The following is a 20,773-nucleotide window of genomic DNA, read 5'->3' as shown; positions in this document are numbered from 1 at the left end:
CAAGGTCGATGGTCCAGACCAATGATGCGGCCATGCCGAGACCCCGCACAGCGCGCATCGCCTCCGTGGCCCGCGCCGCCTTCGCCCTGCTCGTTCCCCTGCTGGTGCTCGCCGGGCCGGCCGGGCCCGCGCGGGCGGACTGGCCCGAGCCGGTGCCCGTAGTCACGCATGTCCGGACCGACAAGCCGATCGTCTTCATCACCATCGACGACGGCTGGAACCACGACCCGGCCGCGCAGCGGCTGCTGCTCGAACGGCAGGTGCCGGCCTCACTGTTCGTGCTGCCGGGGGCGTACTCGTACGACGCCGGGTACTTCCGGACGCTCCTCGACCACGGGCCTTCGCGGATCGAGAACCACACGGTCGACCACCCGAACCTGACGACGCTCGACGCGGCGGGCCAGCGGGCGCAGCTGTGCGGGGCGCGGGACGCGCACCTCGCACAGTTCGGGGACGGGCCCCGGCTGGCCCGTCCGCCGTACGGGGCGTACGACGACACCACCCGGACCATGGCCCGGGCCTGCGGGGCCAAGGCCCTGGTGACCTGGACGTACGACCTCACGACCTGGGGGCAGTGGACGCCGCCGACGCCCGAGTTGAAGGCCGGGGACATCGTGCTGCTGCACTTCAACGACACGGTGACGGCCGACCTGACGCGGGTGCTGGCGGCGGCCGACGCGGCGGGGCTGAAGCCCGCGCCGCTGCGCGACTACATCGCCGAGTAGCCGCCTGCCGGCCCCCGCTAGCGGATCACGTGCGGGATGAAGCGCGCGTACTCGTCCGTGACCGGCCCGGCCGACTCGCGGATGCCCAGGCCCGCCGCCTCGTCCTCGACGACCCAGGCGCCGAGGACGACCCGGTTCCCGTCGAAGTCCGGGAGCGGGGAGAGGGCCTGGTAGCAGGCGGGTTCGTCGCGCAGGACGGGCGGCGCGCCCGGGGTGTGGATCTCGACCCCGGCGCCCTCCCGGCCGAGCAGCGGCTTGGAGACGTATCCGCAGGTGTGCGCCAGCTCGCGCGGGCCGTCCAGATACGCCGGGAGCAGGTTCGGATGGCCGGGGAACAGCTCCCACAGGACGGCGAGCAGCGCCTTGTTGGAGAGCAGCATCTTCCAGGCGGGCTCGATCCAGCAGGTGCTGCCGGTGCCGCCGCCGTTGTCCAGGGTCTCCAGGACGTGCGGGGCGAACCGGTCCGTGGTCAGCCATTCCCACGGGTACAGCTTGAAGCAGCTGCGGATGAACCGGAGGCGGTCGTCGACGAAACGGCCGGTCAGACCGTCCCAGCCGATCCGCTCCACCGACAGCGCCGCCGTCTCGATGCCCGCCTGCTCCGCCGTCTCGCGCAGATACGCGACGGTCATCAGGTCCTCGCCGAGCTCGTCGTCGTCCGAGTGGGCGAAGTGGAGCGGGCCGGGCGGGAGCAGCGGGGCCTGCCGCTTCCAGGCGGCGATCAGACGCTCGTGGAGCGAGTTCCACTGGTCGGCGCCGGGGAAGCGCTCCTCCATCCAGAACCACTGCGGGCTCGCGGCCTCGACCAGCGAGGTGGGGGTGTCGGCGTTGTACTCCAGCATCTTGGCCGGGCCCATACCGTCGTAACGAAGGTCGAAGCGGCCGTAGATCGACGGGAGTTCGGAGCGTCGGTGCCAGGATTCGGCCACCCGGGCGGCGAGGCGCGGGTCGGTGATGCCGAGGTCGGCGAAACGGTTCCGCTCGACGATGTGCGCGGCCGCCGCCAGGCACATCCCGTGCAGCTCCTCGACGACCTCCTCCAGCGCCTCGACCTCGGGGAGCGTGAAGGAGTAGTACGCGCTCTCGTCCCAGTACGGGCGCAGCGAGCCGTCCGGGTAGCGGGTCAGGGGGTAGATCAGGCCCTGGGCCTCGACGGTCTGCTGCCAGCCGGGGCGCGGGTCGATGCGGTGCCGCTGCATCGGTCAGCCGCCGCCCGAGCCCGAGTGGCCGCCGAAGCCGCCCCGGTCGACGCCGCCGGAGGAGCCGGAGGAGGCGGCGGAACCCGAGGTACCGGAGGAGCTGGATCCGGAGCCGGAGCCGGACCTGAAGGAGCCGCCGTAGACGATGCCGTTGCGGACGTAGCCGCCGTAGTAGTACGAGCCGTTGCCGCCGCTCTTGCACTCGTACTTGGGGAGTTCCTTGTGCGAGACGGGGTCGACGCAGCGGCGGTCCGGCTCGTGGGAGCAGGCCGCCAGCGTGGCGGCGAGCACCCCCATGCCGCCAAGCACCACCGTTGTGGACCGGAATCTGCGCATGTGCGGGCCTCCCCCTCGTGATCTCGTACGTATGTCTGGGACGTGATCCGGCCACACCCTAGTTCCCGGCCGTCCGGGAAGCGGAATCCGTTCGCTCCAGCCCCCTGAACTGCCGTCCACTACAGTCCGTCTGTGCTCTTTGGGATGATCTGCGCGCTGGGGTCGGCGGTCTGCTACGGCACCGCGACCGTTCTGCAGGCCGTCGCGGCGCGGGCGGCGTCGGCCTCGGGGTCCGGGGATGCCGGGGTCGATCCCGCGCTGCTGCTGCGGGCGGTGCGGCAGTGGCGTTACGTCGCCGGGCTCGGGCTCGACGGGCTCGGCTTCGTCCTCCAGATCGTGGCGCTGCGGGCGGTCCCGATCTACGCGGTCGGGGCGGCGCTCGCCGCGTCGCTCGCGGTGACGGCGGTGGTCGCGGCGCGGGTGCTCGGGGTGCGGCTGTCCGGTACGGAGTGGGCGGCCGTCGGGGTGGTCTGCGCCGGTCTCGCGATGCTGGGGCTCGCCTCCGGCGAGGAGGGCCACGAGGACGGGCCCGCCGCGCTGCCCTGGGCGCTGCTGGCGGTCGCGGCCGCGATCCTGCTGGCCGGGGCGGTCGCCGGGCGGCTGCCGGGACGGGCGCGGGCGCTGGTGCTCGGGCTGGGGGCGGGGTGCGGGTTCGGGGTGGTGGAGGTCGCGGTGCGGCTCATCGACTCCTTCGACCTCGCCGATCCGGCGCTGTACGCGTTGCTGCTGGGCGGGGGCGCGGCGTTCCTGCTGCTGACGTCGGCGCTCCAGCGGGGTTCGGTGACGACGGCCACGGCCGGGATGGTGCTGGGCGAGACGATCGGCCCGGCGCTGGCGGGGGTGGTGTGGCTGGGCGACCACACACGCCCCGGCCTGGGGTGGCTGGCGGTGTCGGGGTTCGCGGTGGCCGTGGCAGGCGCGTTGGCGCTGGCGCGGTTCGGGGAGGCGCCGGTGGAAGTGGACGCGGTGTAGTGGCCCGGGGCTGCGCCCCGGCCCCCGGCCCCCCTTCGTCTGCGGACCGTGCTGGGTTGCTCGCGCCCACGCGGCGGAGCCGCAAGTGTCACAGCCCCGCGCCCCTAAATGCGCCCCTGCGGGGCGATCCCCACGGCACCCCCGACGGACCCCACCCCCCAGGGGCGCGGGGAACTGCGCGCCCAGTCGGGGACGGCCCGCAGACGAACTCCGGGCAAGAAAGGGGCGCGGGGAACTGCGCGACCAGCCACCCACGGTCCGCAGCCGAACGAAGCGGGGTGCAGGGGCCGCAGGCCCCGCAGACGGGGTCCGGGGGCGCAGCCCCCGGGAGACCACCTCAGCCCCCACCGCCCTACGGCAACACCCTGCACAGCGCATCCAGCGCCCCCGCCCACCCACTCTCCGTCGGCGCCGCATACCCCACGACCAGCGCGTCCCGCGCCGTCCGCGTGCGCGGGTGGCGGAAGGCCGAGAGGCCCTGGAGGGCCAGGCCCTGCCAGGCCGCGGCCTGGATCACCGCGCGCTCGGTGCCGGGCGGGAGCTCCAGCACCGCGTGGAGCCCCGCCGCGATCCCACTCACCCGCACCTCCGGCGCACGCGCCGCCAGCGCCGCCACCAGCTGGTCCCGGCGGCGCCGGTAGCGCAGGCGCATCCCGCGCACATGGCGGTCGTACGCCCCCGAGGACACGAACTCCGCCAGCGTCAGCTGTTCCAGCGCGCCGCAGGACCAGTCCACGTCCCCCTTCGCCTCCGCCACCTCCCCCGCCAGCCGCTCCGGCAGCACCATCCACGCCAGCCGCAGCCCGGGCGCCAGCGACTTGCTGGCCGTGCCGAGGTAGACGACGTGGTCGGGGTCCAGTCCCTGGAGCGCGCCCACGGGCTGGCGGTCGTAGCGGAACTCGCCGTCGTAGTCGTCCTCCAGGATGAGCCCGTCCGTGGCCCGGGCCCAGTCGACGACCTCGGCGCGCCGGTCCGGCGGCAGCGCGACCCCTACCGGGAACTGGTGCGCGGGGGTCAGCAGCACCGCCCCCAGCCCCTTCGCCGCCCCCAAGTCGGCCGTCAGCGTGCCGTGTTCGTCGAAGGGGAGCGGCGGGGTGCGCAGGCCCGCCCGGGTCAGCAGGTTCCGGTGCACGTCCAGGCCGTACGACTCGACGCCCACCTCCCGCACCCGGCGCGCCCGCAGCACCCGCCCCAGCAGCATCAGGCCGTGCACGAAGCCCGCGCAGACGACGATCCGCTCGGGGTCCGCGTGGACCCCGCGCGCCCGGGCCAGATAGTCGGCCAGGACCGTGCGCAGCTCGATGCGGCCGCGCGGGTCGCCGTAGCCGAAGGCCTCGTGGGGCGCGGCCGTCAGCGCCCGCCGGGACGCCTTCAGCCACTCGGCACGCGGGAAGGACGCCAGATCGGGGCTGCCCGCGATCAGGCTGTACGCCGGGGTGCGGCGCGCCGACTGCCGGGGGCCGGTCGGCTGGGGGCGGCGCGGCGCGGTCCGCTGGGCGACCCGGGTCCCGGAGCCCTGGCGGGCGGTGAGCCAGCCCTCGGCGACGAGTTCGGCGTACGCGTCGGCCACCGTGTTGCGCGCGATGCCCAGGTCGGCGGCGAGCGAGCGCGACGAGGGCAGCCGGGCGCCGGGGGCGAGCCGGCCGCCGCGTACCGCCTCGCGCAGCGCGTCCATGAGGCCGGCCCGCAGCCCTCCCGCGCCCACCTCCACATGGAGGTCGACACCGAAGACTTCGGCCGGAGTTCCGGAAGAAGTGGCCCAGGATTCCACCATGAAAATGGACCATACCCGTGTGACATGTGCGGCGTACCGTCACTGCCATGACGACGAACGGGAACACGGTGGGCGAGAGCGACGAGGGCAAGGACGGCAAGGAAGCGCCTTACGCGGCCGAGCAGGCCCCCCGGCTGCACTGGGCCAAGGCCGCCCCCGAGGTCTACAAGGCCATGGTCAAGCTGGAGGCCGCGGCCGGGCGCGGGGTCGACCCGGTGATCCACGAGCTGGTCAAGATCCGTGCCTCGCAGCTCAACCACTGCGCGTTCTGCCTCGACATGCACACCAAGGACGCGCTCGCGGCGGGCGAGTCGGTGGAGCGGATCGTGCAGCTCAGCGCCTGGGAGGAGTCCCAGCACTTCTACACCGAGAAGGAGCTGGCGGCGATCGAGCTGACCGAGGCGATCACCGTCCTCACCGACGGCTTCGTGCCGGACGAGGTGTACGCGAAGGCGGCCGCGCAGTTCGACGCGACCGAGCTGGGCCATCTGATCGCCGCGATCACGGTGATCAACGCCTGGAACCGCTTCGGCGTCACCACCCGGATGACCCCGGGCCACTACACCCCGGGGATGTACAAGTGACGGCCCGCGCCTGGCAGGTTCCGCAGGAGGTCTACCGGGCGCTGGCGGGCGTGAGCGCGGCCGCCAAGAAGGCGCTCGACCCGACCCTGACGGAGCTGGTCATGGTCCGCGCCTCGCAGCTCAACCACTGCGCGTTCTGCCTCGACATGCACCTCGACCTCGCGCGCGACCACGGCGAGACCGAGGGACGGCTCGATCTCGTCGCGGCCTGGCACGAAGCGGGCGACCGCTTCAGCGAGCGGGAGCGCGCGGCCCTCGCCCTCACCGAGGGCATAACGGTCCTGACCGACGGTTTCGTTCCCGACGAGCTGTACGCGCAGGCGGCCAAGCACTTCGACGAGACCCAACTGGCCCATCTCATCGCCGCGATCACCGCCATCAACAGCTGGAACCGGCTGATGGTGGCCCGCCGCACCGCACCCGGAGAGACCGAATGGCACAGCTGACCCCCGTCGCCTCCTTCCGCGCCCTGCACCACGGGCGCACCCCGGGCGACCCCCTGATCCTGCCCGGCCCGTGGGACGCGGGCAGCGCCCGGGCCTTCGAGGAGGCCGGCTTCGAAGCGCTCGCCACGCCGAGCGCGGGGGTCGCCGCCTCGCTGGGTTACGCGGACGGCGAGACACCCGGGGACGAGATGTTCGCGGCGGTCGCCCGGATCGTCCGGGCCGTCTCCGTGCCCGTCTCGGCGGACGTCGAGGGCGGCTACGGCCTCGCCCCCAAGGAGCTGGTGGCCCGGCTGCTCGACACCGGCGCGGTCGGCTGCAACCTGGAGGACTCGGCCGACGGCGCCCTCAAGGACCCGGCACGGCACGCCGACTGGCTGGCGGAGGTGCGCGCGGAGGCCGGGAACCGGCTCTTCATCAACGCGCGCGTGGACACGTACATCGAGGGCGTCACCGACCTGGACGAGACGATCGCGCGGGCGCGCGCGTATGTGGCGACGGGCGCCGACTGCGTCTACCCGTACGGGGCGCCCGCCGACCATCTGCCGAAGATCGCCGCCGCCGTGCCGGCCCCGGTCAACCAGGTCGCGCTCGCGGACGGCCCGACCCCGCGCCGCCTGGGCGAACTGGGCGCCTCCCGCGTCACGTTCGGCCCCGGTCTCCAGCGCCGCGCGATGAAGGCGGTACGGGAGATCGCGGAGCAGCTGCACGCGGGCTGAGCCCGAACCCCCTCTCAGTTCGGCGTGAACGTGCCGAGCACCTTGTTCAGGACGCCGAGCTGGGCGGGCCAGTCCTCGTCGGGGCCGTACACGAGCACGGTGTACGGCACCCCGTTCGCGGCGACGAAAGAGCGGGCGATGCCCTGGATGCGGTCGGTCTGGACGGTGCGGTTGTACGCGTAGACCAGCTCGGCCGCGTCCGTGGTGGTCACCTCGGTCATCCGGCGCAGCGAGATCTCGTCGTACCCGCGGTTGAAGGCGAGGTTGTGCGAAGTGATGCGCAGGGCCTCGTACGGGGTGATGCCGGGTTCGGTGAGGCGGAACATCTGGAGCAGATACCGCTGGTCGGGCGAGCGGTAGAGGGCGCTGCTGCGCTCCTCGGTGCGGGTCCAGGTGGCCGGTACGGCGACGCTCCAGCCGAGGGGATCCTCCACCCGGCGGAAGCCGTCGGGCACGGCTGCGGTGCTCGTATCGGGCGACCCGCTGTCGGTGGGCGTCTCCGTGGGCGTCTCGGAGGGCGTCCCGGTGGGCGTGTCCGTGGCCGTGTCCGTCGCGCTGTCCGTCGGTGTCCCGGAGTCGCTCCCCGGCACCGACGCGGAGGAGGAGGCGCGCGCCGTTCCCCCGCTCCCGTCGTCCCGGCCCCACATCAGCCAGCCGCCCGCCAGCCCGCCCGCGAGGACGGCGGTCGCGACCGCCGCCACGATCGCCCGCTGTCTGCGCCGCCCCGGGTCCACCGGCGGCGCGTACGGGGGCGGGTGCGCCGGATCGCGCGGCAGCTCGTACGCCCCCTGGGTCTCCGCGTCGTGGTACGCCCCCGGCGGCGGCCCGGACGCCGGGCTCAGCCAGGGCGGCGCGACGTACGGCGGTTCCGGCGGCGGCCCGAACATCGGCGGCGACGGGGGTGGGCCCGCGGGCCGATCCGGTGGCCGGGGAGCCGCCCCGGCGCCCCGGCGCGGCGGCGGCTCGTCCTGTTCCCAGCTCTGCGTCTCGTCGTTCCAGTGGGCGCCCCCACCGCTTCGTGCGCTCATGGCTCAGCCGCCCAGGAGCGTGGCGACCGTCCGGCCGACGGCGGCCGCCGAGGCGAGGACGCCCGTGAAACCCTCCGCGTCGGCGAGCGCCTGGCGCAGCCGGGCCAGCCGCCCCGGGCTCGCCGCGCCCGCCGAGGCGATCTCGGCCTCCGCGTCGGCCGCCGCGCCGTCCAGCGCCCGGGTGCGCTCGCCCGCGACGACCCGGGCGAGGTCGGTGCGCAACTCCCTTATCGCTTCGAGGAGTTCTGCCTGTACGGGGTCGTCCGGCGCGCCGCCCTGATGGTTGGTCACGGTGTTGTGGTCGCCGATGGCCATCGCGCCCACCACACTGCCGATGCTGATCCCGCCGGGCCGCTTGTCCTGCCCGTCATCCGTTGCCACGTCCGTCTCCCGTTCTCGCGCTGTCCGTTCGATTGATCACCGTGTTGCGGTTGCCGATCGCGATGGCACCCTTGGCGGTCTCGATGAACGTCGCCCCCTCGGCGACGTTGACGATCTTCTGGACGAACTCGTCCGTCTCCCAGCCCGCCTCCTGGAGCGCGAGCCGCACGCCGTTGGCCACCCGGTCCTGGATCGACTTCAGATAGCGGCTGACGTCCATCTCCTGGAAGAGCGAGGCGTCGGTCTCGGCGCCGAGCTCGCGCACCGCTCTGCTGGGCCCCTCCGGCAGCGCCCTGCCGTAGCCGCCGGTGGCCAGGCGCCACAGCGCGGCGATCCCGTGCCCCAGCGTCACCAGCGCCTGCGATCCGGCGCCCGGGGTGTGGGCGAGCGCCCAGGCGGCCTTGCCGAAGCGGCTGTTGCGGCGGTAGCGCAGGGCGACCCGGTCGGCGTCCTCGTACGCCCGCTTGACCGGCCGCAGCACATGCGGGGCGACCTCCAGCATCAGCATGCCGCCCTGGGTGTGGACGCGTACGTAGACGGTGGTGACGATCCCCTCGCCCCAGCCCCCGACCCGGATCCGCAGGAAGTGGCGGCGGGTCTCGCCGCCCTCCTCGATCGCGCGGGCGCGGTGGTCCGCGAACGCCTGCCGGGTGTACGGCGCGTCGGCGCGCGACGGCAGGCCCTCCACCGGCAGGAACACGATCTCGTCGAGCTCCAGGTCGCGCAGCCGGTCCCGGACCGCCGCCGCCAGCTCCGGCGAGCCGTGCGGGGAGGGCACGCGCAGCGCCTCCAGTAGCGGGACGATCCGGCGCAGGATCGCGCTGTTGTCGAGCGGGTCCGGCTCCCGGTCCTTGCCCGGCCGCAGTTCGACCGAGAGGGACCACGGCTCGTACGGGGCTCCGGCCCCGCAGAACGGCGAACTCACGTGGTAGAGCACCAGCGGCGCGTGCTGCTCGGCCCGGATGCGCCGGGAGAGCCGCTGGAAGCGGAACCCCTCGTCCGCCTCCGCCGGATCGGCGGCCGCCTCCCCGAAACGGGACCGCGAGAGGTCCTCGGTGAGCGCCTTGGTGAGCTGGCCGTGCCGCATGCCGACGGCCCACGCGAGGATCAGCGGCATCACCAGGGTGACCCATGCCTCGATGCGGCCCGCGCCCGCCGCGTGTTCGCCGACCGGTTCCGGGACCCCGGCCAGGTCCGGCGCGCCGCCCCGCACGGCGGGCACCAGGAGCACCCACATGACCCAGACGAAGAACGCCCACCCGCCGATGCGCAGGCACCAGGATGCCGCCCGGCGGATCCAGGTGGTCCGCGTGCCCGCCCTCCTGACCGTCGAGGCGAGGGTGAGGAGCTGGAACGCGGGCAGGTAGTAGAAGATCATCCACCGGGTGAGCGGCACCGCCACGATCCACAGCAGCACGATGGCGGCGGACCAGCCGAGTTCCAGGCGCCGGGCGCGCAGGGCGTGCGCGAGCACGCGCGCCGCGTCGATGCCGAGCGAGGGGGCGGCGATGCGCTCCTCGTGGACGTACAGCTCGTCGATGACGGCGTCACGGAAGGCCGCGTCCTGGTACGTGCCGGCGCACAGCAGCCGGGTGGCCTCGCTCGCGCCGGGCGCCCTCGGACCGGCCCGGCCGTCGGGCCCGGGAGGGCCCGGCTGCTGCGGCAGGTAGGTCTGCGTCAACGGTCCCCCCGATGAGCGAACTCCCCACGCGCACAGGCGAGTTGCCTGTGACGGAGGCCACAGCGTAGAGGAGGCGCACCCTCCGTGTCGTACGCCAAAAAGACCACCCCCGGCGGCCTGGTGGGGCTGCCGGGGGTGATGGGTGAGCCGAGGCTCGGAGTTACTGGATGGCCGGGCTCAGATGAGGCCGAGCTCGCGGACCGCGTCGCGCGCCGATCCTTGATGACCCCGCTCGCACTGCTCGGCCCCGGGGGGCCTCACAGGCTTCGTGGGGTCGGCCGGCCTCCGGCCGGCACGTGCCGGGCTCAGATGAGGCCGAGCTCGCGGACCGCGTCGCGCTCTTCCTTGAGCTCCTGCACCGACGCGTCGATGCGGGCGCGGGAGAAGTCGTTGATCTCCAGGCCCTGGACGATCTCGTACTTGCCGTCCTTGACCGTGACCGGGAAGGAGGAGATGAGGCCCTCGGGGACGCCGTAGGAGCCGTCCGACGGGATGCCCATGGAGGTCCAGTCGCCCTCGGCGGTGCCGTTGACCCACGTGTACACGTGGTCGATGGCGGCGTTGGCGGCGGAGGCGGCCGAGGACGCGCCACGGGCCTCGATGATCGCGGCGCCGCGCTTGGCGACGGTCGGGATGAAGGTGTCGGCCAGCCACGCCTCGTCGTTGACGAGCTCGGCGGCGTTCTTGCCGGCGACCTCGGCGTGGAAGACGTCCGGGTACTGGGTGGCCGAGTGGTTGCCCCAGATCGTCAGACGCTTGATGTCCGAGACGGCCGCGCCGGTCTTCTTCGCGAGCTGCGAGATCGCCCGGTTGTGGTCGAGGCGGGTCATCGCGGTGAAGCGCTCGGCCGGGACGTCCGGGGCCGCCGCCTGCGCGATGAGCGCGTTGGTGTTGGCCGGGTTGCCGACGACGAGGACCTTGATGTCGTCCGCCGCGTTGTCGTTGATGGCCTTGCCCTGCGGCTTGAAGATGCCGCCGTTGGCGGAGAGCAGGTCGCCGCGCTCCATGCCGGCGGTGCGCGGGCGGGCGCCGACCAGGAGGGCGACGTTGGCGCCGTCGAACGCCTTGTTGGCGTCGTCGGTGATCTCGATGCCGCGCAGCAGCGGGAAGGCGCAGTCGTCGAGCTCCATGGCGGTGCCCTCGGCGGCCTTCAGGCCCTGCGGGATCTCCAGGAGACGGAGGTTGACCGGCACATCCGCGCCGAGCAGGTGACCGGAGGCGATACGGAAGAGCAGCGCGTAGCCGATCTGTCCGGCCGCGCCGGTGACGGTGACATTCACGGGAGTGCGGGTCATGGCGATCTCCGTTTAGAACAGCAGGTGGTGGGGGGTGGCCCCTAGTTCCGGCTATCTCTTCACGTCAAGGTCCGGCTCGGCGCTCCCCCGGGCTCACCAGGGGGGAACCCGAACTGAATCTTGACGTGAAGAGATATCCAGCGGTCAGGCTATCCGACCCCGGCCACCTCGAACCCCCACCCCCCTGTGGGACGCCTCACCCCGTCCTCCGGCCGGGTCACTGCCGTACGGTGCAGCCCTTCTTGCCGGAGACGAGCGTGGCGCACGCCTTCGCCGACTCCGGGCCGTCCACCGCGAGCATCTTGGTGTACGCCTCCTTGTCCGCGTCCACCGTCCCGGACCCGCCCGCCGTGGTGCCCGCGCCGATCGTCACCTTGTCGCCGGGCGCGGCCTGCTGGATGCGGGCCCAGGCGGCCTGGCAGGTCTGGCTGTAGCGGACCTGGACCAGCGCGGCGCCGATCTTCGCGGACGACACGGTCTTGGCGAACGCGCCGCCGCACCCCATCACTTCCGGGTCCTGGCCGGTGCAGCTGTCGCGTACGCACTTCACGCCCGCGGGCAGCGAGGGCGCGGAGGTGGTGGGGGTGACCGACGGCTTCGGGGCCGCCGTGTCGTCGCCGCCACCCAGATCGGTGAGCAGCACGGCCGCGGCGATGACGAGCAGGGCGCCGACGACGCCCGCCACGAACATCATCAGTCTGCGCCGCCCGCCGGTCCCGGGGCCGCCCCCGCCGCCCGGACCCCGGTCCGGGCCCTGCGGCGGCACGCGTCGGCCCGCGCCCGGCTCGGCCATGGGGACACCGAGCCCGGACGGCCGGGGCGCGGCCGGCAGCGGCTCGGCGGCGCGCTGGGCCACCGGGGTCTGCGGCCCGCCGCCCCCGGGGGCCGGGCCGAACTCGCCGAGCGCCGCCCGCGCCTGGGATATCCGGATCTGCTCCATCGTCAGGTCGTGGCGCATCTCGGCGCGGCTCCAGGCGCGCTCCGCGAGCTCCCACATGGTGGTCAGATGGATGGGATTGGTGCCGGTGACCTCGGCGAGCGCGACGATCGCGCCCTTGGGCGCGAGCAGCCGCCCGCCCAGATAGCGCTCCCACGATGTCTTGCTGTACCCGGTGCGGTCGGCGACCGCCGCCAGGCTCAGTCCGCTGCGGTCGACCAGCCTGCGCAGCTGGCTCGCGAACTCCCTCACCTGCGGGTCGAGTTCCTCCGGCAGCGCCTTCCAGCGAGGCATGTGCTTCCCCCTTGTCCCCCCATACGTGCCCGATGTGCCCCCGAGACCGGTGCCGCCCCCAACACACCCTTGGCCCCTGTTCCGCCCCCATCCTCCCATCGGCGGGGGGTGCCGTCACCAAGGCCCCCGTCGGCCGGGGCCGGCTGTTGCCCGACGCACACACAGTTGCGGAACGGTCACCTCCGCGCCACAGGCCTCCGGTTTCCCTTGTAGCGACCTTGGCGCGTCCATGACTCTTACGTCCACGGGGGACAGACGGCGCCCGTCGTCCCACGGGGGAGAGGACGGGCGCCGTTCTGTTTTACGTACGGGTGTACGCGCCGGGGCGCGCGGGCGTTCACCCGCGCCCCGCGCCACGCTCAGCGCACGGTGAACCGGACCGCGTCCTCCAGGAACGGGATGTCCAGCCACGGCCGGGGCTGCGCCACCAGCGCGAGCAGCACGATCAGCACGCCGATCACGCCGTACGTGGTGATGTCGGTGAACCGGGAGCGCACCGCGAGCATGCCCACCGACGGCAGCATCCAGCGCAGCACACCGCCCGCCAGCAGGGCCAGGCCGATCACGATCAGCCCGACCCGGAACAGGTCCACGGAGACGAGCAGCAGCCCGAGCCCGGTCGACCCGAGCACGGTCAGCAGCGGCCACTGGCGCGCGGGCGCGGGCGAGGCCCCGGAGGCGGCCCGCCCGCCGCCCTCGGGCCGAGCGGTGTCCCGCGTGACCGAGGGGAAGCGCCGGGAGGCCTTGCGGGGAGCGGGAGTGGCTGCGGCCACGGCCCCGTTCGGGGAGGACCCGTTCGGGGAGGCCCCGGCCGGGCCGCCGTGGCCGCTCGTGGCGGGCCCGGCCCCGTTCAGGGCCGGCCCGGCCCCCGGGGACGGCTGGGCGCCGCTCGGCGGCGGCTCCGCGGGGTCGCCCCCGCCGGTGCCGCCGTCCCCCGTACTCGTATCGGCGTCCATGCCTCGGTCCCTTCCGGTCAGCTCGCGGCCACGCCGCGCTCCGCCGCTTCCACGACGTTCACCAGCAGCTGGGCGCGGGTCATCGGACCGACGCCGCCGGGGTTCGGGGAGATCCAGCCCGCCACCTCGGTGACACCGGGGTGCACATCGCCGAGGATCCTGCCGTTCTCGTCACGGCTGACGCCGACGTCGAGGACGGCCGCGCCCGGCTTGACGTCCTCGGGCTTGACCAGGTGCGGCACCCCGGCGGCGGCCACGATGATGTCGGCCCGGCGCAGATGGGCGGCGAGGTCGCGGGTGCCGGTGTGGCACTGCGTCACCGTGGCGTTCTCGGAGCGGCGGGTCAGCAGCAGCGGCATCGGGCGCCCGATGGTGACACCGCGGCCGATCACCACGACCTCGGCGCCGTTGATCTCCACACCGTGCTTGCGCAGCAGCTGGATGATCCCGTACGGCGTGCAGGGCAGCGGGCCCGGCTCGTTGAGCACCAGGCGGCCGAGGTTGGTCGGGTGCAGCCCGTCCGCGTCCTTGGCCGGATCCATCAGGGTCAGGATGCGGTTCTCGTCGATGCCCTTGGGGAGCGGGAGTTGGACGATGTAGCCGGTGCACTCCGGGTCCTCGTTCAGCTCCCGGACGACCGCCTCGATCTCCTCCTGCGTGGCGGTGGCGGGCAGTTCGCGCTGGATGGACGCGATGCCCACCTGCGCGCAGTCGCGGTGCTTGCCCGCCACGTACTTCTGGCTGGCGGGGTCCTCACCGACCAGGACGGTGCCGAGACCGGGGTGGATGCCCCTCTCCTTGAGGGCCGCCACGCGGACGGCCAGATCGGACTTGATCGCTGCGGCGGTGGCCTTGCCATCGAGAATCTGGGCGGTCATGTTTCCCATTCTTCCAGGGCGACTCATGATCGCCCAAGTTGCACTTGCACAACACATCCAGCTTCCGGCTGGACAAACTTATGTCTCGTTTAGAACGATGATCCGTGCAGTACCGCGGGCAGTGCCGGGGGGCGAACCGCTCACACATCACCTTTCCTCCGCTCGGGCCGCGTCGTCCCCGCACGGAACAACGGAGGAATCCCGCCATGAGCTTCGGCGACCCGAACAACCCGTACGGCCAGGCACCCCCGCCGCCGCAGGCGCCGCCCGGCTACGGCTACCCGGCCGCCCCCCAGGGCGTGCCCCCGCAGCAGGCGTACGGCTACCCGCAGCAGCAGCCGGGCTACCCGGCCTACCCCGGCGGCATGATGATGGCGCCGCAGATGCCGGGCCTGATGCAGACCGCCCGCGTCCTGCTGTTCATCGTGGGCGCCGTCCAGGTGCTGATCGGCATCGTGTTCCTCTTCATCGGCGCCGCGGCCAACGACGTGTCGAACAAGTCGGACGACACCTTCGGTGACACCCCGTTCGGTGACATCGGCCACGCCGCCGCCGGGATCATGGTCGTCGTCGCGCTGCTCTTCCTCGGCCTGTCCGCGCTGTCGATCACGCTCGGCGTACGGCTGTCGAGGGGCCGCCAGGGCGTCCGCATCACGACGATGGTCTACGGCATCCTGGGCGCCGTGGTCGGCGTGCTCGCCCTGGTCGGGTCCGCCAACAACGACTCCTCGGGCGGGCTGATCTGGGCGCTCCTGTGGATCTCCTTCGGCGGCATCATGGCGGCGGCCATGATGACCCGGGACGGCAGCGCCTGGTTCAACCGCCCGCGCTACTGAACCACTTCGCGAAAGGCCGCACCCCGCACCCGGGGTGCGGCCTTTCGCGTATGCGATCAGTGGAAGAAGTGGCGCGTGCCGGTGAAGTACATCGTCACGCCCGCCTTCTTCGCGGCCTCGACCACCAGCTCGTCGCGGACCGAACCGCCCGGCTGCACGACCGCCTTCACGCCCGCGGCGGTCAGGATCTCCAGACCGTCGGGGAACGGGAAGAACGCGTCCGAGGCGGCGTACGAGCCCCGCGCGCGCTCCTCGCCGGCCCGCTCCACGGCCAGCTTGGCCGAGTCGACGCGGTTGACCTGGCCCATGCCGACGCCGACCGAGGCGCCGTCCTTGGCGAGCAGGATGGCGTTGGACTTGACCGCCCGGCACGCCTTCCAGGCGAACACCAGCTCCTTCAGCTCGGCCTCGGAGAGCGCCTCGCCGGTGGCCAGCGTCCAGTTCGCCGGGTCGTCCCCCTCGGCCTGGAACACGTCGGTCTGCTGGAGCACGGCGCCGCCCGAGACCGGCTTGAGGTCGCCGGGCTGGTGCGGCGTGCCGTCGACCTTGAGGACACGGATGTTCTTCTTCCGCGCCAGGACCTCGACCGCGCCGTCCTCGTACGCCGGGGCCGCGATGACCTCGGTGAAGATCTCCGCGACCTGCTCGGCCATGGCCACCGTCACCGGGCGGTTGACCGCGATGACCCCGCCGAAGGCGGACAGCGGGTCGCACTCGTGGGCCTTGCGGTGGGCGGCGGCGAGGTCGGCGTCGACCGCGATGCCGCACGGGTTGGCGTGCTTGATGATCGCGACACAGGGCTCGTCGTGGTCGTAGGCGGCGCGCCGGGCCGCCTCGGTGTCCACGTAGTTGTTGAAGGACATCTCCTTGCCGTGCAGCTGCTCGGCGTTGGCGATGCCGCCCGGCTGCCCGTCCGTGTAGAGAGCGGCGGCCTGGTGCGGGTTCTCGCCGTAGCGCAGGGTGGACTTGCGCTCCCAGGTCCCGCCGAGGAAGCCGGGCAGCGCGGCGCCGTCCTCCGGCGCGTACACGTTGGTCATCCAGGAGGCCACGGCCACGTCGTACGCGGCGGTGTGCTGAAACGCTTCGGCGGCCAGACGCTTGCGGGCGTCCAGGTCGAAGCCGCCGCTCTCGACGGCCGCGAGCACGTCCGCGTACCGCTCGGGGCTGGTGACGACGGCCACCGACGGGTGGTTCTTGGCGGCGGCCCGGACCATCGAGGGCCCGCCGATGTCGATCTGCTCGACGCACTCGTCGGCGGAGGCGCCCGAGGCGACGGTCTCCTTGAACGGGTACAGGTTCACCACGACGAGCTGGAACGGCTCGACGCCGAGCTCCGCCAGCTGCTCGCGGTGCGAGTCCAGGCGCAGATCGGCGAGGATCCCGGCGTGCACGCGCGGGTGCAGCGTCTTGACCCGGCCGTCCAGGCACTCGGGGAAGCCGGTCAGCTCCTCGACCTTGGTGACGGGCACCCCGGCGGCCGCGATGCGCCCGGCCGTCGACCCGGTGGACACCAGCTCGACCCCGGCCGCGTGCAGCCCCCGGGCCAGCTCCTCAAGACCACTCTTGTCATAGACGCTGACCAGCGCGCGACGGATCTCCCGCTTGCTACTCACGGCAACAGAACCTTTCGTCCCTCAATGCGATATCCGTCGCGGGCCAGCCGCCCCACGACGTCGACGAGCAGCCTTCGCTCGACTTCCTTGATGCGCTCGTGGAGCGCGTCCTCCGTGTCGTCCGCCCGGACCTCGACCACGCCCTGGGCGATGATCGGGCCGGTGTCGACGCCGTCGTCGACGAAGTGGACGGTGCAACCGGTGACCTTGGCGCCGTACGCGAGGGCGTCACGGACGCCGTGGGCGCCGGGAAAACTGGGCAGCAGGGCGGGGTGCGTGTTGACGACCTTCCCGCCGAACCGGGCGAGGAAGTGCTTCCCCACGATCTTCATGAAACCCGCGGACACGACCAGGTCCGGCGCGTACGCTGCGGTGGCCTCGGCGAGCGCGAGGTCCCAGGCGTCCCGGGTGGGGTGATCCTTCACCCGGCAGACAAAGGTGGGCAGACCGGCCTTTTCGGCCCGCTCCAGCCCGGCGATACCGTCCCGGTCGGCCCCCACGGCCACGATCCGCGCGCCGTACCCGTCCGGGTCGGCGGCGATGGCGTCGAGCAGGGCTTGGAGGTTCGTACCGGATCCGGAGACCAGCACGACGAGGCGTGCCGGCGCGGCGGCGGGGGGCGGGGAGGCCACGGCTGGGCCCTTTCTCGCGTACGGGGTGAGGCGTGGTGGGTCTGTGCCGGTGCGTGCGGTCCGCCCCGCCGTGCGGGGCCTGGCGCCCGGTCGGAACACCGCCCGCGACGCACCTTTGTATGGTCGTACGAACGAGTCGCCCCCCTCGATACGGGGAACCCTACGAATGCGCCGACCGTCAGCAACGATACCGGCACACCGAACCGCCCCCACGGGACGGGGGCAGGCCCGGCAGGTAGCGTCTGGGGAGGCGCGGTCCCCGGACGGCGCCGCGACGACGACATGAGCACGGATATGAGCACGCCGGGAGCCCGGCCGGACTCCCGCGCGGGAACCCGCGGGGAGCCGTTCGGCACTCGGCTTGGATGCTCGACGAATGCGACCCCCTTGGCCAGGGGTCCGAGGGGAAGACGTTCACCAGATGCCGGACCGACGCGACCAGCCGTTCGCAGAACGCCAGTCCCCCGCGCAGTCCCCCGCGACGACGGATTCGACGGAGTCTTCGACGGATCCTTCGACGCAGCCGCCGCACGCGGGGAGCGCGCGGGACGCGCGGGGAGAAGGGGAGCGGGGAGAGGGTGCGGGGGGCGCCGGGAGCGCCGAGGGCTCCAAGGGAGGGGGCTCTGCGGGCGGGAACACCGCCGGTGGGGGCTCTGCGGGCGGAGGCACCACCGGGGGTGGCTCCGCTGACGGGGACTCCGCTGGGAAGAGCCCTGCTGGCGGGGCTGCCGGCGGGGGCTCGGACCGGGCGCCCGCCGACGACAACCCGTTCGCGCCGCCGCCGGAGGGTCGGCCGGACCAGCCGTGGCGGCCGCGCCGCCCGGCGGACGGCTCGTCCCCCTGGGGCAGCCAGTGGAGCAGCCGCCAGCCCGGCCCCGGCCAGGGTGGTTTCGGCAACCGCCCCGAGGACCCGGAGCGCGGCTCCGCCCCCGGACCCGGCCAGAACCCGCCGCCGGGCCCCGCCCTGCGCTGGGACCCCACGGACCCGGCCCAGCGCCGGGCGCGCTACGCGCTGCTCTCGGGCATGTGGGCGTTCTTCTTCGCCCTGTTCGACATGACGGAGATCGCGCTGCTGCTCGGCTCGCTGGCGCTGTACTGGGCGATCAGCTCCCTCCGCGCCAAGCCGAAGCCCCCGGAGACGACCCCGGCCCACCCCGCGTCGGCCCCGCCCCCGCCCCCCGCCAAGCCCCAGACGACGGCGGCGGTGACGGGCCTGGTGACGGCGATCCTGTCCCTGTCGATCGTGGCGGCGACGTTCACGATGCAGATCGTGTACCGCGACTACTACACGTGCGTGGACGACGCCCTGACGAAGACGGGCTCCCTGGCGTGCAACGACTTGCTGCCGGATCCGTTGGAGCCGTTGTTCGGGGTGAAGGAGTAGGTGGGGGTGAGGTGTTGAGGGGGCCGGGGCGGGCGGTCGGCGCGGCGCCGAAGGGCTGACGCACGGGGCGGTCGCGACGGAGGATCGCAGGCGGGCCGCAGACGCCGACGGTGGGCGACCCACCACGAGAGGCCCGGGCGTCTCCAACCCCGCTGAACGGGCGGGCGGGTGGGCGGGCGGGCGTGGCTAGTGGGGCGCCGGGGGCTCGTCCTCCGGGGCGGGGAGGGGTGAGCTCTCCGGCCGGGGGTCACCGCCGTCCCCCGACGCAGGCACCTCCGGCGCATCCGGTTCCGCCTGGACCAGCCCGCCCGGCTCCGGCAACACGACGACCTCGGGCCGGTCCTCCGCCCTGGGCGCCACGTCCGCCTTGGGCACCACGTCTGCCTTGGACACCGTGTCCGCCCCAGGCGCCACGTCCACCCCGGGCACCACGTCCCCCGGCGGCACAGTCGCCCCGGGCGCGATGTCCGGCATCAGGCCCCCCGACGCCTCCCGCAGCGCAGCCCACCGCACCTCCCGCGCCCCGCTGTCGTGCCACGACCCCACCGGCAGGAAGTCGTACGGCCCGACCTCCCCCCGCTCCACCACTTCGCCCTTCCGCCGCCGCCGGGCAAGGCGCGACCACCACCGAACCCGAGGCGCATCGGACCCCGCACCCGCCACCGCCTCGCCCCTCCCCCGCCACCACGCGAGGCGCGACCACCGAACCCGAGGCGCATCGGACACCGCATCCACCACCGCCTCGCCCTTCCGGCGCCACCGGACAAAGCGCGACCACCGACCCCCAGGCGCATCGGACGTCACCGCCCTCCCCCACCACCACCGCAGCACCAGCGCCCCCGGCACCCCCACCGCCGCCGTCCACAGCAGCGCCGCCCCGCCCGTGCGCCACCACACCGGGCCCAGCGCCGCCAGGCGTTCCGTGCCCAGGGGGCCGCCCGAGAGCGCGGCCAGGAGCGCGAGCGCCGCTCCGCACGCCGCCGCCCCGTACGCCGCCGTCAGCGCCGTCTCCCCGCGCCCCCACGCCTCCTCCTCGCCCGTCGCCCGCCGCGCCGTCCACCACCCGACCGCCAGCCCGGCCAGCACCGGCAGCACCACCGCCGACCAGCTCGGCCAGCCTCCGCGCGGCTCCGTCGGCAACGCGCTCAGCAGCGGGAAGTGCGGCACCGCGGGCGTGCCCGCCACCCCCAGCGGCGTCGCCACCGCGCCCGTGCCCAGCAGGAACCCCGGCCCCAGCCCGTACGCCGCCCCCCACACCGCCGCGTTCGGCACCAGCGCCAGCGCCAGCAGCACCACCGCCAGCCGCCCCGGCCAGTCCTGCGCCAGCCGCAGGAACGCGTCCTGGGCCGCACCCGCGTGCCACACCAGCGCCGTCCCGGCGAGCAGCGCCCCGCCCGCCAGCAGCACGGCAACCCCGGCCGACCCGGCTCGTACAGCCGCATTCGTACGACGATGGACCAGCAGCCGACGTACGGCAGCGGGCGCCCAGCGCGGCAGCGGGGCGCGCGGACGGCCGTACGCGCTCCACAGCCCGGCGCCCACCGCGCCCGAGGCCACCAGGGTCAGATGCAGCGCGGCGCTCAGCGGCGCGGCGGGCAGCGGCCCGTCCGACGCGTACAGCACCGCCGCCCCGCCCACCAGCAGATATGTGCCCGTCACCGCCGCGAAGGGGAGCCAGGCGGGCGGCAACGGCGGCTGCCCGTCGTCGTCCTCCGCCCCCTCCTCGTACTCCGGCTCCTCGCCGTACGCCAGCGCGTCCCGCCCCGCCCGGTGCGCCAGCCAGACCGGCAGCCCGACGAGCAGCAGCGGCACGATCCCCACCGGCGCGGGCACCCCGCTGAGCGTGTCGGGTCTGACCAGCCGCGTTCCATGGGCGAGCAGCCACATCGAGGCCGCCGCGCGCAGCGCGCCGCCGGGGCCGCTGTCGGGGTACGGCGAGCTGATCCACACCACCGTCACCAGCACGGCGAGCACGCCGAGTCCCAGCCCGGCCGCCATCGCCCCGCGCAGCACGCAGGTGGCCAGCACGGACGAGCGGCCCTGGGCCGCAGGCAACGTCAGGCCGCGATCGGTCACTTGTGTCACGCCGCCATGCTGCCAACGACA

The 20,773-nt window shown here is 73.8% G+C and carries 20 protein-coding genes; 7 read left to right on the top strand and 13 right to left on the bottom strand.

Annotation, left to right across the window (positions count from 1 at the left end):
- Positions 1-32: 32 nt before the first annotated feature.
- Positions 33-725, top strand: a complete 693-nt coding sequence (locus BX283_RS24830) for a polysaccharide deacetylase family protein (RefSeq protein ID WP_101389700.1) — start codon at positions 33-35, stop codon at positions 723-725.
- Positions 726-742: 17 nt separating this feature from the next.
- On the opposite strand, the gene BX283_RS24825 is transcribed toward BX283_RS24830, so the two are convergent.
- Positions 743-1,924, bottom strand: a complete 1,182-nt coding sequence (locus tag BX283_RS24825; protein WP_101389699.1) for a glutathionylspermidine synthase family protein — start codon at positions 1,922-1,924, stop codon at positions 743-745.
- 3 nt (positions 1,925-1,927) lie between these two features.
- A complete protein-coding gene (locus tag BX283_RS24820) occupies positions 1,928-2,260 on the bottom strand; it encodes a hypothetical protein (protein WP_101389698.1) in 333 nt (110 codons plus the stop codon).
- Positions 2,261-2,404: 144 nt separating this feature from the next.
- On the opposite strand from BX283_RS24820, the gene BX283_RS24815 reads away from it, so the two are divergent.
- Complete coding sequence (locus BX283_RS24815; RefSeq protein WP_101389697.1) at positions 2,405-3,232, top strand: hypothetical protein; 828 nt, start codon at positions 2,405-2,407, stop codon at positions 3,230-3,232.
- 352 nt (positions 3,233-3,584) lie between these two features.
- Here BX283_RS24815 and BX283_RS24810 read toward each other — a convergent pair whose 3' ends face one another.
- Positions 3,585-5,006, bottom strand: a complete 1,422-nt coding sequence (locus tag BX283_RS24810; RefSeq protein ID WP_101389696.1) for a PLP-dependent aminotransferase family protein — start codon at positions 5,004-5,006, stop codon at positions 3,585-3,587.
- Between the two features lie 47 nt (positions 5,007-5,053).
- Here BX283_RS24810 and BX283_RS24805 point away from each other — a divergent pair, with 47 nt between their 5' ends.
- Genes BX283_RS24805 through BX283_RS24795 form a run of 3 tightly spaced genes read left to right on the top strand, consistent with a single transcriptional unit; the run spans position 5,054 to position 6,752 of the window.
- The gene (locus BX283_RS24805; protein WP_101392557.1) at positions 5,054-5,590 is read left to right on the top strand and encodes a carboxymuconolactone decarboxylase family protein; all 537 of its coding nucleotides are present in this window, start codon (positions 5,054-5,056) and stop codon (positions 5,588-5,590) included.
- The gene (locus BX283_RS24800) at positions 5,587-6,036 is read left to right on the top strand and encodes a carboxymuconolactone decarboxylase family protein (protein WP_101389695.1); all 450 of its coding nucleotides are present in this window, start codon (positions 5,587-5,589) and stop codon (positions 6,034-6,036) included. Before BX283_RS24805 ends, BX283_RS24800 begins: the two co-directional genes overlap by 4 nt.
- Positions 6,024-6,752 carry an isocitrate lyase/phosphoenolpyruvate mutase family protein gene (locus tag BX283_RS24795; RefSeq protein ID WP_180357240.1) on the top strand — a complete coding sequence of 243 codons (729 nt, stop codon included), beginning with the start codon at positions 6,024-6,026 and terminating at the stop codon, positions 6,750-6,752. Before BX283_RS24800 ends, BX283_RS24795 begins: the two co-directional genes overlap by 13 nt.
- A 14-nt stretch (positions 6,753-6,766) precedes the next feature.
- Here the strand turns inward: BX283_RS24795 and BX283_RS24790 are convergent, their stop codons facing one another.
- The 7 genes from BX283_RS24790 to BX283_RS24755 form a co-directional block, all read right to left on the bottom strand.
- Positions 6,767-7,780, bottom strand: coding sequence for a hypothetical protein (locus tag BX283_RS24790; protein WP_143676452.1), 1,014 nt, complete (start codon positions 7,778-7,780; stop codon positions 6,767-6,769).
- Positions 7,781-7,783: 3 nt separating this feature from the next.
- Positions 7,784-8,161: a hypothetical protein gene (locus tag BX283_RS24785; protein WP_101389693.1), complete on the bottom strand. Its 378-nt coding sequence runs from the start codon at positions 8,159-8,161 to the stop codon at positions 7,784-7,786.
- Positions 8,148-9,842 carry a hypothetical protein gene (locus tag BX283_RS40735; RefSeq protein WP_257583763.1) on the bottom strand — a complete coding sequence of 565 codons (1,695 nt, stop codon included), beginning with the start codon at positions 9,840-9,842 and terminating at the stop codon, positions 8,148-8,150. The genes BX283_RS24785 and BX283_RS40735 overlap by 14 nt, the downstream gene beginning before the upstream one ends.
- A gap of 305 nt (positions 9,843-10,147) precedes the next feature.
- Complete coding sequence (locus BX283_RS24770) at positions 10,148-11,137, bottom strand: malate dehydrogenase (RefSeq protein ID WP_101389690.1); 990 nt, start codon at positions 11,135-11,137, stop codon at positions 10,148-10,150.
- A 217-nt stretch (positions 11,138-11,354) separates the two neighbouring features.
- Entirely contained in the window at positions 11,355-12,368 is a 1,014-nt protein-coding gene (locus BX283_RS24765) for an XRE family transcriptional regulator (protein ID WP_101389689.1), read from the bottom strand.
- Positions 12,369-12,727: 359 nt separating this feature from the next.
- Positions 12,728-13,324 (bottom strand): DUF3017 domain-containing protein, encoded by a 597-nt coding sequence (locus BX283_RS24760; RefSeq protein WP_101389688.1) that lies wholly within the window; start codon positions 13,322-13,324, stop codon positions 12,728-12,730.
- A gap of 17 nt (positions 13,325-13,341) precedes the next feature.
- Positions 13,342-14,202, bottom strand: coding sequence for a bifunctional methylenetetrahydrofolate dehydrogenase/methenyltetrahydrofolate cyclohydrolase (locus BX283_RS24755; RefSeq protein ID WP_101389687.1), 861 nt, complete (start codon positions 14,200-14,202; stop codon positions 13,342-13,344).
- 206 nt (positions 14,203-14,408) lie between these two features.
- Between BX283_RS24755 and BX283_RS24750 the strand changes: the two genes are divergently transcribed.
- The gene (locus BX283_RS24750) at positions 14,409-15,038 is read left to right on the top strand and encodes a hypothetical protein (RefSeq protein ID WP_101389686.1); all 630 of its coding nucleotides are present in this window, start codon (positions 14,409-14,411) and stop codon (positions 15,036-15,038) included.
- Between the two features lie 56 nt (positions 15,039-15,094).
- Here BX283_RS24750 and purH read toward each other — a convergent pair whose 3' ends face one another.
- Together purH and purN are read right to left on the bottom strand one after the other, a co-directional pair.
- Positions 15,095-16,651 carry a bifunctional phosphoribosylaminoimidazolecarboxamide formyltransferase/IMP cyclohydrolase gene (gene purH / locus BX283_RS24745; RefSeq protein ID WP_101389685.1) on the bottom strand — a complete coding sequence of 519 codons (1,557 nt, stop codon included), beginning with the start codon at positions 16,649-16,651 and terminating at the stop codon, positions 15,095-15,097.
- Positions 16,648-17,283: a phosphoribosylglycinamide formyltransferase gene (gene purN, locus BX283_RS24740; RefSeq protein ID WP_101389684.1), complete on the bottom strand. Its 636-nt coding sequence runs from the start codon at positions 17,281-17,283 to the stop codon at positions 16,648-16,650. Before purN ends, purH begins: the two co-directional genes overlap by 4 nt.
- Positions 17,284-17,704: 421 nt before the next feature.
- On the opposite strand from purN, the gene BX283_RS24735 reads away from it, so the two are divergent.
- Entirely contained in the window at positions 17,705-18,667 is a 963-nt protein-coding gene (locus tag BX283_RS24735; RefSeq protein WP_257583761.1) for a hypothetical protein, read from the top strand.
- Positions 18,668-18,853: 186 nt separating this feature from the next.
- On the opposite strand, the gene BX283_RS24730 is transcribed toward BX283_RS24735, so the two are convergent.
- Positions 18,854-20,752, bottom strand: coding sequence for a DUF6350 family protein (locus tag BX283_RS24730; RefSeq protein ID WP_180357238.1), 1,899 nt, complete (start codon positions 20,750-20,752; stop codon positions 18,854-18,856).
- Between the last annotated feature and the right edge of the window lie 21 nt (positions 20,753-20,773).

This window comes from Streptomyces sp. TLI_146 (genome assembly GCF_002846415.1).
GTDB lineage: Bacteria > Actinomycetota > Actinomycetes > Streptomycetales > Streptomycetaceae > Streptomyces.
Note: the sequence above shows the minus strand (reverse complement) of the source record. Positions and strands in the feature narration are given on the sequence as shown.

Bases quoted from the DNA above. Each gene is read 5' to 3' on its own strand.
- BX283_RS24810 (WP_101389696.1), bottom strand. From the start codon at position 5,006: ATGGTGGAATCCTGGGCCACTTCTTCCGGAACTCCGGCCGAAGTCTTC.
- BX283_RS24760 (WP_101389688.1), bottom strand. From the start codon at position 13,324: ATGGACGCCGATACGAGTACGGGGGACGGCGGCACCGGCGGGGGCGAC.
- BX283_RS24790 (WP_143676452.1), bottom strand. From the start codon at position 7,780: ATGAGCGCACGAAGCGGTGGGGGCGCCCACTGGAACGACGAGACGCAG.
- BX283_RS24770 (WP_101389690.1), bottom strand. From the start codon at position 11,137: ATGACCCGCACTCCCGTGAATGTCACCGTCACCGGCGCGGCCGGACAG.
- BX283_RS24830 (WP_101389700.1), top strand. From the start codon at position 33: ATGCCGAGACCCCGCACAGCGCGCATCGCCTCCGTGGCCCGCGCCGCC.
- BX283_RS24765 (WP_101389689.1), bottom strand. From the start codon at position 12,368: ATGCCTCGCTGGAAGGCGCTGCCGGAGGAACTCGACCCGCAGGTGAGG.
- BX283_RS24755 (WP_101389687.1), bottom strand. From the start codon at position 14,202: ATGACCGCCCAGATTCTCGATGGCAAGGCCACCGCCGCAGCGATCAAG.
- BX283_RS24795 (WP_180357240.1), top strand. From the start codon at position 6,024: ATGGCACAGCTGACCCCCGTCGCCTCCTTCCGCGCCCTGCACCACGGG.
- BX283_RS24750 (WP_101389686.1), top strand. From the start codon at position 14,409: ATGAGCTTCGGCGACCCGAACAACCCGTACGGCCAGGCACCCCCGCCG.
- BX283_RS24825 (WP_101389699.1), bottom strand. From the start codon at position 1,924: ATGCAGCGGCACCGCATCGACCCGCGCCCCGGCTGGCAGCAGACCGTC.
- BX283_RS24820 (WP_101389698.1), bottom strand. From the start codon at position 2,260: ATGCGCAGATTCCGGTCCACAACGGTGGTGCTTGGCGGCATGGGGGTG.
- BX283_RS24735 (WP_257583761.1), top strand. From the start codon at position 17,705: ATGCCGGACCGACGCGACCAGCCGTTCGCAGAACGCCAGTCCCCCGCG.
- BX283_RS24805 (WP_101392557.1), top strand. From the start codon at position 5,054: ATGACGACGAACGGGAACACGGTGGGCGAGAGCGACGAGGGCAAGGAC.
- BX283_RS24815 (WP_101389697.1), top strand. From the start codon at position 2,405: ATGATCTGCGCGCTGGGGTCGGCGGTCTGCTACGGCACCGCGACCGTT.